This is a genomic window from Pseudoalteromonas rhizosphaerae (assembly GCF_902498845.1).
Taxonomy (GTDB): domain Bacteria; phylum Pseudomonadota; class Gammaproteobacteria; order Enterobacterales; family Alteromonadaceae; genus Pseudoalteromonas; species Pseudoalteromonas rhizosphaerae.
In genome coordinates this window covers 18490-34351 of sequence record NZ_CABVLM010000019.1, presented here as the reverse complement: position 1 = coordinate 34351, position 15862 = coordinate 18490, and the positions used below count along the sequence as shown (strand labels likewise).

13 protein-coding genes are annotated in these 15862 nt (G+C 38.4%); all 13 read left to right on the top strand.

The annotated features are described in order from the left end of the window. Nucleotides 1-377 precede the first annotated feature (377 nt). The 13 genes from rpmH to PSR9079_RS21230 all read left to right on the top strand — a co-directional run bounded on the left by rpmH (nt 378) and on the right by PSR9079_RS21230 (nt 15861). Nucleotides 378-512 carry a 50S ribosomal protein L34 gene (rpmH, locus tag PSR9079_RS21290; RefSeq protein WP_004335215.1) on the top strand — a complete coding sequence of 45 codons (135 nt, stop codon included), beginning with the start codon at nt 378-380 and terminating at the stop codon, nt 510-512. Between the two features lie 7 nt (nt 513-519). After that, on the top strand, nt 520-945 hold the full coding sequence (gene rnpA, locus PSR9079_RS21285) for a ribonuclease P protein component (protein ID WP_145241711.1): 426 nt from the start codon (nt 520-522) through the stop codon (nt 943-945). Nucleotides 946-1071: 126 nt separating this feature from the next. Continuing rightward, nucleotides 1072-1347, top strand: coding sequence for a membrane protein insertion efficiency factor YidD (gene yidD / locus PSR9079_RS21280; RefSeq protein WP_064668255.1), 276 nt, complete (start codon nt 1072-1074; stop codon nt 1345-1347). A gap of 8 nt (nt 1348-1355) precedes the next feature. After that, a complete protein-coding gene (gene yidC, locus PSR9079_RS21275; RefSeq protein ID WP_145241709.1) occupies nt 1356-2990 on the top strand; it encodes a membrane protein insertase YidC in 1635 nt (544 codons plus the stop codon). Nucleotides 2991-3116: 126 nt separating this feature from the next. Next, nucleotides 3117-4481, top strand: a complete 1365-nt coding sequence (gene mnmE / locus PSR9079_RS21270) for a tRNA uridine-5-carboxymethylaminomethyl(34) synthesis GTPase MnmE (protein WP_145241707.1) — start codon at nt 3117-3119, stop codon at nt 4479-4481. A 564-nt stretch (nt 4482-5045) separates the two neighbouring features. After that, nucleotides 5046-8342 carry a VPA1262 family protein gene (locus tag PSR9079_RS21265; RefSeq protein WP_149983169.1) on the top strand — a complete coding sequence of 1099 codons (3297 nt, stop codon included), beginning with the start codon at nt 5046-5048 and terminating at the stop codon, nt 8340-8342. Nucleotides 8343-8773: 431 nt separating this feature from the next. Then, entirely contained in the window at nt 8774-9562 is a 789-nt protein-coding gene (locus tag PSR9079_RS21260; RefSeq protein ID WP_179959236.1) for an isocitrate lyase/PEP mutase family protein, read from the top strand. Between the two features lie 637 nt (nt 9563-10199). Then, nucleotides 10200-10649, top strand: coding sequence for a flavodoxin domain-containing protein (locus PSR9079_RS21255; RefSeq protein ID WP_145241703.1), 450 nt, complete (start codon nt 10200-10202; stop codon nt 10647-10649). Nucleotides 10650-11077: 428 nt separating this feature from the next. After that, complete coding sequence (gene mnmG / locus PSR9079_RS21250) at nt 11078-12967, top strand: tRNA uridine-5-carboxymethylaminomethyl(34) synthesis enzyme MnmG (protein ID WP_145241701.1); 1890 nt, start codon at nt 11078-11080, stop codon at nt 12965-12967. Nucleotides 12968-12982: 15 nt separating this feature from the next. Next, nucleotides 12983-13603 carry a 16S rRNA (guanine(527)-N(7))-methyltransferase RsmG gene (gene rsmG / locus PSR9079_RS21245; protein ID WP_149983167.1) on the top strand — a complete coding sequence of 207 codons (621 nt, stop codon included), beginning with the start codon at nt 12983-12985 and terminating at the stop codon, nt 13601-13603. A gap of 14 nt (nt 13604-13617) precedes the next feature. Then, nucleotides 13618-14403 carry a ParA family protein gene (locus tag PSR9079_RS21240; RefSeq protein ID WP_145241697.1) on the top strand — a complete coding sequence of 262 codons (786 nt, stop codon included), beginning with the start codon at nt 13618-13620 and terminating at the stop codon, nt 14401-14403. 17 nt (nt 14404-14420) lie between these two features. Then, nucleotides 14421-15338 (top strand): ParB/RepB/Spo0J family partition protein, encoded by a 918-nt coding sequence (locus tag PSR9079_RS21235; protein ID WP_145241695.1) that lies wholly within the window; start codon nt 14421-14423, stop codon nt 15336-15338. 142 nt (nt 15339-15480) lie between these two features. Further along, nucleotides 15481-15861, top strand: a complete 381-nt coding sequence (locus PSR9079_RS21230) for an ATP synthase subunit I (protein ID WP_145241693.1) — start codon at nt 15481-15483, stop codon at nt 15859-15861. The last annotated feature ends 1 nt before the right edge of the window (nt 15862 follow it).

Here is a 15862-nt window from a genome sequence, read left to right as displayed (position 1 = left end):
TACAAGATTGATTTTTTTGAAAAATATGATCTGGCTAAAAAAAACAAGCAAGACGTTGATTTTTAATAGCAATTATTTTTAACTTCAAAGTATGATCATAGCAAAAAAGGGCTTGGATCGCGATCAAATTATGTGATCTATTTTACTTACCCCAAGCTTTTATGCACTTTTTATACAGAGCCTGTGGAAAACTTCTTTAATATAAGGATCCTAGCAGATCCTGCCAACAGATCTATTATCACCCCTCTATTATAAATGCGATTATGGTTGACTTTAAGGCACTTCATCGATAATATCTCGCGCTCGCAATGGCACCTGTGCCAGGATCGCGACCTGCATAGGATGTTTTAACCTTTAACCGATCGGATGGAATTGTTATGAAAAGAACTTTTCAACCTAGCGTTTTAAAACGCAAACGTGCACACGGTTTCCGTGCTCGCATGGCAACTGTAAATGGCCGTAAAGTATTAGCTCGTCGCCGCGCTAAAGGCCGCAAAGTTCTTTCTGCTTAATATATAAGTGGAAGACTTTAACTTTGGCAGGGAGTTACGTCTGTTAACTCCCTCGCATTACTCTCGCATCTTTAATGAACCCGCTCGGGCCGCAACTCCTTTCTTTACCTTATTAGCAAAACCCAATGACCAAGCAAAACCTCGCTTAGGACTCACTGTCGCTAAAAAACGGGTTAAAAAAGCTTGCCAACGAAACCGTATTAAACGTCTTGCTCGCGAAAGTTTTCGTTTAAACCAACACACTATTGATAATGTCGATATTGTGCTGATGGTTAAAAGTGGTATTGATGAACAGTCAAATGAAGAGCTAACTAAACAACTCACTAAATTATGGCGCAAGATTAACGAACGCTGTAAACCTGGTGCACCAAAACCACCGCCGTTTAAAAAACGCCCCAACAAATCGGCTAAATCCAATAAACAGAGCCAATAGCAATAGAATTACATGGTTAATTAAGGTATCTTTAGCTCACCTTTTAATCATGCATTTAAAATTCCATTTTGGGCGTTTAAATTCATGGTATCCATTCACTAAATATTACGCAGAGGCTTGAACATCATGAGGTTACTAAAACCACTTGTTGCTTTTCCTAAGCGCTGTTTAGTGTTATTAATTCGTGGTTATCAAAAGTGGATTAGTCCGCTGTTAGGTCCGCATTGTCGCTTTAATCCAACCTGCTCTAGTTATGCTATTCAAGCAATTAATTTGCATGGATCTGTAAAAGGGAGTTGGTTAGCGGTTAAACGCATATTAAAATGTCATCCTTTACATTCAGGTGGGGATGATCCCGTACCTGAAAAATTAACCCATATTAACCACCAACACGAGAAATAAGAGCTGTTATGGAATCGCAACGCACGTTTTTATTCATCGGCCTGATGCTTGTATCGTTTTTATTGTTCCAAGAGTGGAATAAAGACTACAACGCACCAAAAGTCGATCCTAGTGCCAACACACAAACACTACAAACTAATTCCCCTGACTCTGATGATTATGTTCCATCATCAACCGATGGTGAATTACCTACTGCAGCAACAACCGCGAAACGTTCAGTTATTGAAATTACGACTGACGTATTCAAAGTTAAAATTGACACCCGTGGTGGTGATATTGTTGAAGCTGACTTACTGCAATACGAAGAAACAAAAGGCAGCGAAACGCCTTATATGTTACTTGGTGAGTTTGATGGTAAACAATATTTCTCTCAAAGTGGTTTAATAGGCTTAAATGGCCCAGATGCATCTGCAGAAGGTCGCCCGGTTTATCACTCTGAGCAAAAAACATTTGCTTTAACAGGTGACGAACTTCGCGTACCACTTACATTTACTGATAGCAAAGGTGTTAGTTTTACTAAAACGTATGTATTCAAAAAAGGTCAATACGATGTTGCTTTAGAATACTCAGTAAATAACACCACCGCAGAGCCAATTCAAGTACAGCTGTATACGCAAGTAAAACGCACAGTACAAGATAAAGGCAGCTTAGTTGACCAAAACTACTTAGGTGCTGCCTATGGTTCTGCTGAGGAAAAGTACGAGAAATATAGCTTTTCTGATATGGCCGACAAAAACCTTAGCATTAATACCCAAGGTGGTTATATTGCTTTTATTCAGCACTACTTTGTAAGTGCGTGGGTTCCTTCGCAAGAACAGCAAAATACCCTTTACAGCTTAATTGCTAAAGGCAACGCAGCAATTATTGGTGCTAAAGGTGAGCCGATAAATGTACAAGCGAACCAACAAGCAACTCTTGGTGCAACTTACTATATGGGCCCTAAAGAGTCGGATATACTTGAAGCTATTCATCCGAACTTAGATTTAACTGTCGATTACGGTTGGTTATGGTTTATCTCACAGCCGTTATTTATACTATTAAAATGGCTACATAGCATACTAGGTAACTGGGGTGTGGCAATTATCGCCATTACTGTGATTGTTAAATCAGCAATGTACCCACTTACCAAAGCGCAATATACGTCAATGGCGAAGATGCGTGCCCTACAGCCTAAAATGGCTGCATTAAAAGAAAAGTTTGGTGATGACCGTCAAAAATTCGGCCAAGCAACCATGGAAATGTACCGCAAAGAGAAAGTAAACCCTATGGGTGGCTGTTTCCCTATTTTGCTGCAAATGCCAATTTTCTTAGCGCTATTTTATGTATTCTTAGAATCAACAGAACTGCGTCATGCTGAATTTATTTTTTGGTTAACTGACTTATCTGCGAAAGACCCATACTACGTACTACCAATCTTATTTGGTGCCAGTATGTTTATTACTCAGAAGCTACAACCAATGACGGTAACTGATCCGATGCAACAAAAGATGATGACCTTTATGCCGGTTATCTTCTCAGTGTTCTTCCTTTGGTTCCCATCTGGTCTAGTACTTTACTGGTTAGTATCAAACCTTATCTCTATCGCACAGATGCTGATCATCTATCGCGGTATGGAAAAGCAAGGAATAAAAGTCAGGGGCTAATTTGCTCAGTTACTTAAATTAAGGCGACCATTGGTCGCCTTTTTTATTGCCCGCTATTCGCCAGTCATAACTGCATAGGTTACAATACGCCCATACCATTACTCTTTAAGTTGGCAAACTATTAGCATGATCAATCAAGACACAATTGCAGCACAAGCAACCGCACCTGGTCGTGGTGGCGTTGGTATTATTCGCGTTTCTGGCAGTTTAGTAAAAACCGTCGCCGAACAGATTATTGGTCGTTGCCCTAAGGTGCGTTACGCCGATTACGTGCCATTTAACAGTCTTGCTGGCGAGCAACTTGATCAAGGTATTGCTATTTATTTTGCCGGGCCAAACTCTTTCACTGGCGAAGATGTACTTGAACTACAAGGCCATGGAGGTCCTGTAGTACTGGATATGCTACTTAAAGAAATTAGCCAAATTGAAGGTGTGCGATTAGCAAAGCCAGGCGAGTTTTCTGAGCGCGCCTTTATGAACGACAAAATGGACTTAACCCAAGCAGAAGCAATTGCTGACTTAATTAATGCCACTTCAGAACAAGCAGCCAAAAGCGCCTTACAATCACTCCAGGGCGAGTTCTCTAAGCACATTGATACCTTAGTTGAAAAAGTCATTCACTTGCGTATGTACGTAGAAGCGGCCATTGATTTTCCCGATGAGGAAATAGACTTTTTATCTGACGGTAAAGTCTCAGGTGATCTAAATGCCATTATCACCCAGCTAAGCAATGTGACCAATCAAGCAAAACAAGGCAGCATTATGCGTGAAGGTATGCGCGTGGTGATTGCTGGGCGCCCTAACGCAGGCAAATCTAGTTTACTAAATGCACTTGCAGGGCGTGAAGCCGCTATTGTTACTGAAATTGCCGGCACCACCCGTGACGTACTACGAGAACACATTCACATTGATGGCATGCCGCTACATATTATTGATACTGCAGGCCTGCGCGAAAGCCCAGACCGCGTTGAGCAAATAGGCATTGAACGCGCATGGGATGAAATAAAACAAGCCGATCGCGTGTTGTTTATGCTTGATGGCACTGATACCAAAGACACTGACCCACATGCTATTTGGCCAGAGTTTATGGCCAAACTACCTGCCGGTATGGGCGTAACCGTGATCAGAAATAAAGCCGACTTATCGGGTGACGAAGTAGGTATGAGCGAAAACCAGCAATATCCAGTGATCAGCTTAAGTGCTAAAAATGCTGATGGTATAGAGTTAGTTCGTACTCACTTAAAAGCATGTATAGGTTTTCAGGGAGCTACCGAAGGCGGTTTTATGGCCCGTCGTCGTCACTTGGATGCACTCGATAGCGCAGCTCATCATTTACAAACTGGCAAAGACCAATTAGAGATGCATATTGCCGGTGAGATCCTCGCTGAAGAACTACGTTTAACACAAAACTACTTAAACGAGATCACCGGTGAATTTACCTCTGACGATCTACTTGGCAAAATTTTCAGCTCATTTTGTATCGGTAAATAACAAGGTAAACTAAAGGAAACAAACATCCAATTAAATTTATAATACCTAATATATTCATACATTTAATAACTGCTTAATCTTTCAATAGTTTCCTTTAGTTACATAATATGGGTCTTGAATGGCCCACCACTCTCTTTGTTATGGGCCACTATTGGTCCACCAAAGATGAAGTTATTATAGATCGTAAACGAAAAGAGGCTATGACCACCCTACCAAGTCTATTTCAATAAAGGATATTAGATTGGTAAATATGGGAAACTGGGAAAATATAATAAAAACAGATAAATATAAATTCATTTACCTTCCCTCTTTCCCGTCTTTATTTGAAAAGCCAGTTGTATCCAGGAGGTATGAAAGCGCCGAGTGCTTAGCGCCGCATACCTCTTGGATAACCTTCACTACGCAGAGAAAAGCCAGTCAAACTAGAAATCGCCCGAAGGGTTGCGAAGCAAGGGATCCCGATTTATGGCTTTACAGGGTTTGAAAGGAGTGGTTAGCACTAAATTCACTACGGTATTAGTAATGTGATATAAACATTTTATATTCATGTTACAGGGAATAGCTATGTCTTTTAAATTAGAAAATTTATTGAAGGATCCCCGTCTTGCACGGTTATTCTCATCTCAACACAAGCATTGTGCATTTCAGTTTTGGGTTTTACAGCTACAAAATGATGATATTTCTGATAATCGACTGATTTACGGTAGGTTACTACCATATTCTTTTTCAAATAATTCTTGGTCGTTTAGCCATAACGATAATTTTCGCTCTTTTGGTACATTTAAAGCTACCGTAACTAAACTTAATTTATATATTGATAGCTCTTTATGCGGAGAATTTTTACAAATGGCTTGTGAGGGCCGAACTATAGAGAGTATAAATAAAGCTTTAAAATTAAAAACTCACCAAAAATTTAACCCACGTTTCGGAGAAACAATACTTGCTGATCAAAGTGCCGTTTATCGCCCAATATCCTATCTGCTAAATCGTGATGCTCACTTACAAGGCGCTCTAACAAGTCCACATGGTAGTGCTGGCGCTTTAAGTGCCTCAATAAGTAGATGCAATAAGCAATCTTTATTTCGTTGGGAGGATAACTACAATAAAGAACTCACTTCAATGATAGTTAACCTTTTAAATGAAGATACGGGAATGGACTTTGGAGGAAAGGATATTAGTCGTTTTTGCGATATTGAGCTCTTAGTATTTCCCACAATTGATGAAAATGAAATATCTCTCCTGGATGTTACTTGGAATAGAGGGTGTGATTTAAATGTTCGATTTAACTCTTCTCAACTACCAACTTTAGACTGCTTTCAGTTTCAATTAACAATCGAAAATAACAATCAAGTTGTGTGCTCTAAAGTTTTGTTATCCAAATCTGATAATGAATTATTTGAATGCTCTTTCAAGTTAGAAGATCCATTATGCGACATAGCCGACAGCGCTAGAATTGATATTTTTTCTTTTAAAGAAAATGAATACGGCGAAGGTGAATTATGCTGTAGCTGGAAATTGCATTATATTCGTGAGGCAAACATTCAGATGCATCTGGTTGGAAATCATTCAAGCCCAGTCAAATTTGATTGGCTTGAAAAAACTACAACACCTCAAACTGCAGACCGAGTATCCTCAGCTTTGTCTCTTTCTAAAAGTGATAACCTATCACCAAACAAAGTTGGAGGACGTAAAGTTGATAAATGGGTTCCCGAAAAGAAGGAATTAAACAATTTATTCTCAAAACTTTACCCTCCTAAATCCGACGGTAATTTTTTTCTGAGATGGGGGCAAAGTAATGGAGAAGGACGTATTCAATTTGTTGAATGGTTTAAAGCTTTACTACAAAAAAATGCAAAGCAACACATTGCTATTTTTGACCCATATTTTGAAGACGTAGGTGTTAGTCTACTGACACTTTCAGCTATTCATGGATCCGAATACTCGATTTTTCGCAGTTTGCCAAAAACCAAAGACAACTCCTCTCAAGGGAATATTGGTTCTAATGATTCTATTAATAGAGGTGTTGACAACCTCATTGCCAACTGTGAGCACAACAGAAAGCTATTAAAACGAAGTAAGGTTACAATATATGGAATTAAAGAGGGGCGTTTGCATGATCGGTATATATTGGTAATTGGAAAAAATGGGCTTCCAGTTGAAGGCTATCATTTATCTAATTCATTTCAGACAGCTGCAGAAAACTATCCGTTATTAATAACCCCGATCCCTACAGATGTTTTATACAAAACAAATCAATATACATTTGAACTTATTCGAGAAGCTAATAATCCCTTAGAGCAAGGAAATGAGCAAAAATTAATTTCTGTATTATTTAATTCAAGTTCAGAAGCTTTATCTGAAAAAACGAAGCTATATGACCCTTTAAGTATCTTGGACAGAGAGATAGCAGGAACAGTATTAAGTATTTGGTTCCAGCAACCATCACTAAAAGGGTTGTCTGGAGACGACTTAAGAAGTGAAATGACGGCACAAGGAATTCTTCAACGAGAGTCCCTAATTAGCTTAACTAATACGGGATTATTTAACTGTTTGGAAGAAATTGAAGGCGAACTTTCAGATTTTATGGCTTCATGGGAAGTTATAGCGGATATACTTGCCCACATTCCAACTGGCGATTCAAGCATTGATGAGCTCAAATCCGAAACAAAGTTTTTGGCGTTTTTATCTGAATTTCTATCTTATTCACTTCGAAAAAAACCGAGCTTTGATCACCAAGAGACATCAGTGATAGCCCCCAACTACTTTAAACAAACATTACATGAGTTTATCCATAGCTCGCTCCAAATACAGCACTTTGTTCAGTCAACAAAATATAAGCCGCTCACATGGGCTGAATATTATGCTGTAAAATATTTATGGAAATTTAGCCCTGGAGCCCTGATTGCGTTAGTTGAAAGAGAATCAAAACTTATAGCTACTGAATACCAATTAGAGGATGTTGTTAGATTATCAATATTGGGACAAGTCGTAAGTGAGATTTCACTAAGCTCAGAGTTCGATGCAATATCGGAAAAACAAAATGCAGCACTAATAAAGAGTAACATTGCGATGCTGAAATGGTTTGGGTGGAATTCGCTTGAACAACAGCTACAGTCATCTGTTGATTTATCAATAGATAAATTATCAGATTTAAGTAACTCAGAACAATTGTTGTTTTTAGGTTGGGCAATAAATAAAAATGCAAAAAACCCTAAAAACCAACTGTTTTATGAGAACCAAATTAACCTACTTTACGAATTGTTACCTGATCAAATTCCCTTTTGTGACCTAGAAAGTATTATTGATTCTTTAAGAGGGCATATGTATCAGCTTGGTTGGGCTGAACCTTGGTTATTTAAAGACGTAATAGAACCATTACTTCACGAAAAACGAGTTAGCTTTGAGGAAGTATGTAAAATTTGGCTTGAAGATTTAATTAAATTATTAAACGACCAAAACTCAAATCATTATTTTTCTTCTGAGCACGACGGGCAAACAACTAATGTTTGCGCTTACCTATGGGCAAATAGTGAAACAGTCTTTCAAAACGATTGTATTAAAACACTCAAAACTATTTTAGAAGCACAACGAAGAATTATTCAACAGCCGTTAGCCAGCACATCCAATTGGTATAAATGGGATGAAGCTCTCAAAATTTCATTATGGATTCTGGTATTTGCAAAATGGGGTAAATACTATCTGAATAATTTGAATATTTTTAATCATGAGCAACTGGATCTTTTATTAGAGAACGCACACTCTCTTGCTTTGAAACGGCCAACATCAGAATGGAGAGCTCAAAGTGAATTGTTCGAATATATGGAAAAAATTGATGAACTGATAAATGAGCTCTCAAAGTGAGTAAATATAGCGGATTGCCCATGAGTCATCCCTACTCGAAAAAGGTAAGAACGACTCGCAGAGTCACCTATCGAGCCCACGGCTCATAATGCCTCGAACCCAATCCGCCTTGAATAATTGCAGGGCCAGAAGAGGGATAGAGATTTGAGCTCACCAAAAGGTGTTGCAATCTCTGATCACTGTGATAATTTTAAATATGAACTAGCTTGAAATGAGCATCAATAAAAAGGGCGTATTAAATGCCCGTAACACGTTCCTGAGGAGCTGCATTCGCAGCATTATGGGTCACACGGCCACCCCCTATAAATAACAGTAGTTCGCGCTGTATTTCAACATAACTCACACTAAAATTTACGTTCAGTGCCGAATTTGGCCAGCGTAGTCACCGTAATCTTTTTATAGTCATAATGAAATTCACTTTTGAGATCATTATGAATAAATACCAAACCTTTCATCAATTACATAAACAAGAGCAATTATTTTTATTACCAAATGCGTGGGATCCATTAAGCGCTCGTATATTAGCTGATGCTGGTTTTGCTGCTATCGCCACAACAAGTTGGGGGATGGCCCAATCTCGAGGTCAAGAAGATGGCGAACAATGCTCATTTGAGGAGTTTATAAGTCAGCTAAAACCAATAATCGATGCTGTTAATATTGCTGTTTCCGTGGATATTGAATCAGGTTACAGTAATGACGTAAGCACTATTTGTCAGCATGTTTTGGCCGTAGCCAAATTAGGTGCTGTCGGTATTAATATTGAGGATTCAGATAAAAAAACAGCTCAGTTACGCTCCCTAGAACACCAAGTAGAGATCCTTAAAGCGATTAAAAATACACTTAAAAAGTATGGTTTTTCACAGCTATTTATCAATGCTAGAACTGATTGCTACAGCCAAAATATGGCTTCTCTTGAACATGTAATAACTCGATCTTTGGCTTATCAAGACGCTGGCGTTGATGGTATTTTTATCCCTGGATTATCCGATTTAACAGCAATAAAGCAAATAACAGCGACACTTAAGGTGCCACTTAACGTGATGGCACAGCCATTAAAAAGTGATTTCCTTTGCGATAATAGTAGTAATAGCAGCTCATTATTTGCACATGGCGTGCAAAGATATACGCTTGGTAATGCACTATTTGATGCCACAAAAGCCTATATTTTTACCGCTAGCAGTACTTTTAATAGCACAAAAAGTAGCGATCATTTATTCTAATCGGAGTTTTAAAAGCTATTTATACAAAATTAAAATCATAATTAGTGATAAAAATAGCAACTAATTTAGAAATTGATCAGCACAAGCTCAAATTGTTATCCACAATTTGGGCTTTTTTGATCATTTTTAACTGAGAGGCATATAAAAAGTACTCAATTTATTAGCTCAAACAGTATAAATCGAGCAATAAACCCACTAAATCAACTTTAATTGCCATTAATTACTTATTTAGCACCCTACTTGAAATATTTTTTGGCATTTCATAAATTAATTTATAGCCAAAACGATCGTTATCAACAGGCGATCTATCCACATTCTGATCACTCGTTTTAAAACTCTTAATGAAACGAAAATTCACCACTCATAAAACATAAAATCAATAGCTTAGTAAAATAAAAATAAGATCTTATGTTTTTACTACCCAGCTTTCCCACTTTTTATCAACAGCTTGATCAGAAGATTACATATTGGAATACTTTATTTTATTTATATATATCAAATGATTACGAATTAAAAATAAAAACCATCAAAAATTGTACCTTAAATACTTATACAAACTTCCATTCAAGGCTTTACTGCTGAGTAAACTCAGTTATCATAAGCCTATAACTAAGCAGTTGTGTGATCAAATAGAATTATGAACTCCGTTAATATCATTATAGGCAGCCAAATGGGATCTGCTGAGTATGTAGGTGAGCAACTAGCAGAGCAGTTAGTTACTCAAGGGATCACTACAGAAGTTCATGATCAACCTAACTTTTCACAGATAAACCAAGAAAATACTATCTGGTTATTGTGTACTTCTACTTATGGTGCTGGTGATTATCCTGAGAACCTTTTATCCTTTGTTGAAGATATTAATCAAGTTAATGATTTAAAAGGATTAAAGTTTAGTGTTATTGGTTTAGGTGACACCAGTTATGATACCTATAACCTCGCTGGCCGTAATCTAGAACAACTTTTAGTAAGTAAAGGCGCGCACTGTATAGCAGAGCGCTTAGAGTTGAATATTCTTGATGAAGAACTACCAGAAGACACCGCATTAGCTTGGTTACCAAGCTGGATCGAGCAAATAAACCGTATTTAATTAAGATCACAGTTTAGATCCAAATTTAAAGTTACCCACAATTTACTGAGTATTTAGATCAGATTGTGGATAAGCTATGATCTAACTGCGTTTTTAGACTATGTTATCCATTGGATAAGATCTGATCCAATACCCCCTGTGCATAAAGAGCCTTTTTGATCAGAGCTTATAATCAGTTAGATCCGATCATATTAACACCTTTAGATCCGATCTAACTTTATGTTTTAATAAGTAAACTAAACCTTATCAACAGAAATCATGCTCAGTAGTAGTAACAGTAATAAAAGATCTCTTTAAAAGATCCTTTATATTATTAGAGATCATTTACTTAGATCTTGGCCACAGTTTAATCATTTATCTTCTGTAAATTTATAGGTAGAATACGCTCCCCCTTGAAAGTTTGCTGGTTGATTAAGTAGGATCCCGAAATGATTTTTCACGAAAATTTTGATGTTATTGTTGTTGGTGGTGGACATGCAGGTACAGAAGCTGCGTTAGCTGCTGCACGTATGGGTATGAATACCCTACTGCTGACTCACAATATGGATACCCTTGGTCAGATGTCATGTAACCCAGCAATTGGCGGTATTGGCAAAGGTCATTTGGTTAAAGAAATTGATGCACTAGGTGGTGCAATGGCCCAAGCAATTGATAAAGGCGGTATTCAATTCCGTACTTTAAATTCTTCAAAGGGACCTGCAGTAAGAGCTACTCGTGCACAAGCAGATCGCGCTTTATATAAAGCTGCTATTCAAGATATTTTACAACACCAAGATAACCTGAAGATCTTTCAGCAATCATGTGATGATCTGATTGTTGAAAATAATAAAGTAACAGGTGTTGTTACTCAAATGGGACTGCGTTTTAGCGCACCTTCTGTGGTATTAACCGTAGGCACTTTCCTTGGTGGCCAAATTCACATTGGCTTAGAAAACTTCAAAGGTGGTCGCGCTGGTGATCCACCTTCAATTGCATTAGCAAATCGTTTACGTGAATTACCATTTCGTGTTGATCGCTTAAAAACTGGAACGCCACCACGTATTGATGCCCGTACAGTTGATTTTAGTAAAATGGAACAACAACCTGGTGATGCTATAACACCGGTGTTTTCATTTATGGGTAAGCAGTTAGATCATCCACAACAAATTTCTTGCTTCATCACATACACCAATGAAAAAACTCATGATGTGATCCGCAATAATTTACATCGCTCACCTATGTACTCAGGTGTTATTGAAGGGATTGGTCCACGTTACTGTCCTTCTATTGAAGATAAAATTGTTCGCTTTGCAGATAAAGACAAACATCAAATTTTTGTTGAGCCAGAAGGCCTAACATCTTATGAGCTTTATCCAAATGGTATTTCAACTAGTTTGCCATTTGATGTGCAATTAGAGATTGTGCAATCAATCACTGGCTTTGAAAATGCACATATTTGCCGTCCAGGCTATGCTATCGAGTACGACTTTTTTGATCCACGCGATTTAAAGAAATCATTAGAGACCAAATTTATTGATGGTTTGTTCTTTGCTGGACAGATCAATGGCACTACAGGCTATGAAGAAGCCGGTGCACAAGGCTTAATTGCCGGTATGAATGCAGCATTGCAAGTGCAAGGTAAAGAGCCTTGGACACCACGCCGTGATGAAGCTTATGTCGGTGTATTAATCGACGATTTAACTACACTAGGTACCAAAGAACCGTACCGTATGTTTACTAGTCGTGCTGAATACCGTTTGTTACTACGTGAAGACAATGCTGATATTCGTTTAACAGCAAAAGGTCGTGAACTTGGTTTAGTTAACGATGAACGCTGGCAAGCATTTAATGAAAAAATGGATATCATTGCAAAAGAATCTCAACGGATCAAAGAAACTTGGATCCATAAAGATCACGCTGTAATTGATCAAGTTAATGGCTTACTTAAAACACCATTAACCCGAGAGGCAAGTTTAGAAGAATTATTACGTCGCCCTGAGATCCGTTATAACGATCTAATGGCGATCGAAGGATTAGGATCTGAGTTTGATCATGCAACAGCGTTAGAGCAAGTTGAGATCCACACTAAGTACGCAGGTTATATTGCTCGTCAGCAAGAAGAGATCAATAAGCAACTTCGTCATGAGTTAACTATTTTGCCTAAAGATTATGATTACTCGATCGTATCGGGTCTATCAAATGAAGTGGTTGCTAAATTAACTGAGGCGCGTCCTGATACAATCGGTCAAGCATCACGTATTTCAGGTATCACGCCTGCTGCTATTTCGCTATTATTAGTTTATCTGAAGAAGCAAGGCTTACTACGTAAAATTGCGTAGTCATTAAGGAATACTGTGTTACAGCAACAATTAACTACTTTGTTAGCGCAAACTGATATTGCGCTAACTGAAAAACAACAGCAACAATTGGTTCAATATGTTGAGTTACTCAATAAATGGAACAAAGCTTATAATTTAACCTCAGTGCGTTTACCTGAGGATATGATGATTAAGCATATTATGGATAGCTTAGTTGTTGCACCTCACCTACCCGGTCATCATTATATTGATGTTGGTACGGGTCCTGGCCTTCCGGGTATCGTATTAGCTATTGCATTACCTGAGACACAATTTATTTTATTAGATAGTTTAGGTAAACGCGTGCGTTTTTTAATGCAGGTAAAACATGAGCTAGGTCTGAAAAATGTAACCCCGGTGCAGTCTAGAGTTGAAGATTATCAACCAAGTGTTAAATTAGATGGTGTATTGAGTCGTGCTTTTGCATCTTTACAAGATATGGTTGACTGGTGTTCGCACTTGATTGATCATTCAGGTAAGTTTATTGCCTTAAAAGGCGTATTTCCAAGTGAAGAGCTAGAATCTTTACCTGCAGGTGTTAAGTTCGAGCAAAAAATCACCTTGGAAGTACCAAAATTAGATGCGCAAAGACATTTAATTATTCTTTCTAAAGACTAGGGATCAGAGATACTGTGGCAAAAGTCATCGCAATAGCAAACCAAAAAGGTGGTGTGGGTAAAACCACCACAGCAGTTAATCTCGCGGCATCAATGGCTGCAACTAAACGTAAAGTGTTGCTTATTGATCTCGATCCGCAAGGCAATGCAACCATGGGTAGCGGCGTAGACAAATACGGCGATGTGGCAACAATTTATGATTTATTAATCGAAGATAAACCAATTGAAGAAGTTGTTACTAAAGAAACCTCTGGTGAATATCATTTAATTGCTGCCAATGGTGATGTTACCGCCGCCGAAGTTAAACTGATGGAGCTTTATGCTCGAGAAGTACGACTACGCAATGCCCTTGAAAAAATATCTGATCAATATGAATTTATTTTTATCGACTGCCCACCATCACTGAACATGCTTACGGTGAATGCAATGGCGGCCGCGGATTCAATTTTAGTGCCTATGCAATGTGAATATTATGCGCTTGAAGGCTTAACCGCATTAATGGACACAATTACGCAATTAGCCAAGTTAGTTAATCCAAAACTACAGATTGAAGGGATTTTACGTACTATGTACGATCCGCGTAATCGTTTGGCCAATGATGTATCTGAGCAGCTTAAACAACATTTTGGCGATAAAGTATACCGCACCGTGATCCCACGTAATGTACGTTTAGCTGAAGCGCCGAGTTTTGGTGCACCCGCAATGTATTATGACCGGGCATCAAGTGGCGCTAAAGCGTATTTAGCACTTGCCGGTGAAATGTTACGCAGAAAAGAAAAAATATCCCCAATCGTCGCCTAACTTGAGGTAAAAAGAACATGTCTGCTAAAAAACGCGGTTTAGGCCGAGGACTCGATGCTTTATTAAGCTCGTCAAAACCAGCACCGAGTGCCCGCACTGAACAACCCAACGTGAGTGAGCAGGATGTAATTGTTCAGCCAACCAGTAGTGAACTGCAAAAGCTACCGATTGAGTTTTTACACTCAGGTAAATATCAGCCACGTAAAGACATGTCCGAAGAAGCGCTTGAAGAGCTAGCAAGCTCAATTCGATCGCAAGGGATTATTCAGCCAATTGTAGTTCGTCCAGTAGCAGAAAACAGTTATGAGATAATTGCTGGTGAACGTCGCTGGCGTGCTGCACAAATAGCTAAGCTAGACGTAGTACCATGTATCATTAAAGATGTGCCTGATGAAGCTGCGGTGGCCATCGCATTGATTGAAAATATTCAACGCGAAGATCTAAATGCCATGGAAGAAGCGGTTGCATTGCACCGTTTGTTAACTGAGTTTGAATTAACTCACCAACAAGTGGCAGATGCCGTAGGCAAATCACGCACCACGGTAACTAATTTATTACGACTAAATAACCTTAATGATGATGTTAAAATATTGTTGGAACATGGCGATATTGAAATGGGGCATGCGCGTTGTTTATTAGCCCTTGAAGGTGAAGCACAATCTGATGCTGCTCGACTGGCTGTAGCAAAGGCTTTAACTGTACGCGAAACAGAAAAATTAGTTCGTTCAATTATTGAACCTGCCCCTAAAAAAGAAACTTTCGAAAAAGATCCAGATGTCAAACAGTTAGAACAACAATTAGCCGAAAACTTGGGTGCTAAAGTTGAAATTAACTACAACAAAAAAGGCAAAGGAAACTTAGTTATTTCGTATACTAACTTAGAAGAGTTAGATGGAATTTTAAGCCGTATAAATGCAGAGAATTCCGAGCATTAATAAATATCATGTCCAAAAAGAGACATTCGTCGCAAATTTGCACCACAATACACCGACTCAAGTTGCAAAACTGGTAGGAATCAGTATAATTTCGCCAGTTTTCATGCCCTGACAATTAGATTGCCACTAAGGTTAACTAAACGTGACAAATAAGTTAGCGAGGCCATATCGGCTTGCCGCATTAAAATTAATATGTCTTCAGGGTGTTGTAGCATTAGTTGCTGCTGTAATCATTTTTGTTGGTTGGGGAGTAGATGCCGGCCTTTCAGCTATCGCTGGAGGCACTGTAGCGGTGCTCCCTAATTTTGTATTTGTTATCTATGCATTCCGTTATATGGGTGCTAGTAAAGCAAAACAAGTGTTTGCCTCGTTTAAACGCGGCAACGGATTAAAATTTTTGCTAACAATCTTTTTGTTTGCGCTGATATTTAAACTGTATCCGGTAATCTTTTTGCCATTTTTTTGTAGTTTTATATTAGTGATGTTCGTTGGATTGTTCGCGCCAGTTTTTTTTAATCATTAAC

Coding starts and splice junctions, on each gene's coding strand:
- rpmH (WP_004335215.1), top strand. CDS start 378: ATGAAAAGAACTTTTCAACCTAGCGTTTTAAAACGCAAACGTGCACAC.
- yidD (WP_064668255.1), top strand. CDS start 1,072: ATGAGGTTACTAAAACCACTTGTTGCTTTTCCTAAGCGCTGTTTAGTG.
- yidC (WP_145241709.1), top strand. CDS start 1,356: ATGGAATCGCAACGCACGTTTTTATTCATCGGCCTGATGCTTGTATCG.
- mnmE (WP_145241707.1), top strand. CDS start 3,117: ATGATCAATCAAGACACAATTGCAGCACAAGCAACCGCACCTGGTCGT.
- PSR9079_RS21265 (WP_149983169.1), top strand. CDS start 5,046: ATGTCTTTTAAATTAGAAAATTTATTGAAGGATCCCCGTCTTGCACGG.
- PSR9079_RS21260 (WP_179959236.1), top strand. CDS start 8,774: ATGAATAAATACCAAACCTTTCATCAATTACATAAACAAGAGCAATTA.
- PSR9079_RS21255 (WP_145241703.1), top strand. CDS start 10,200: ATGAACTCCGTTAATATCATTATAGGCAGCCAAATGGGATCTGCTGAG.
- mnmG (WP_145241701.1), top strand. CDS start 11,078: ATGATTTTTCACGAAAATTTTGATGTTATTGTTGTTGGTGGTGGACAT.
- PSR9079_RS21235 (WP_145241695.1), top strand. CDS start 14,421: ATGTCTGCTAAAAAACGCGGTTTAGGCCGAGGACTCGATGCTTTATTA.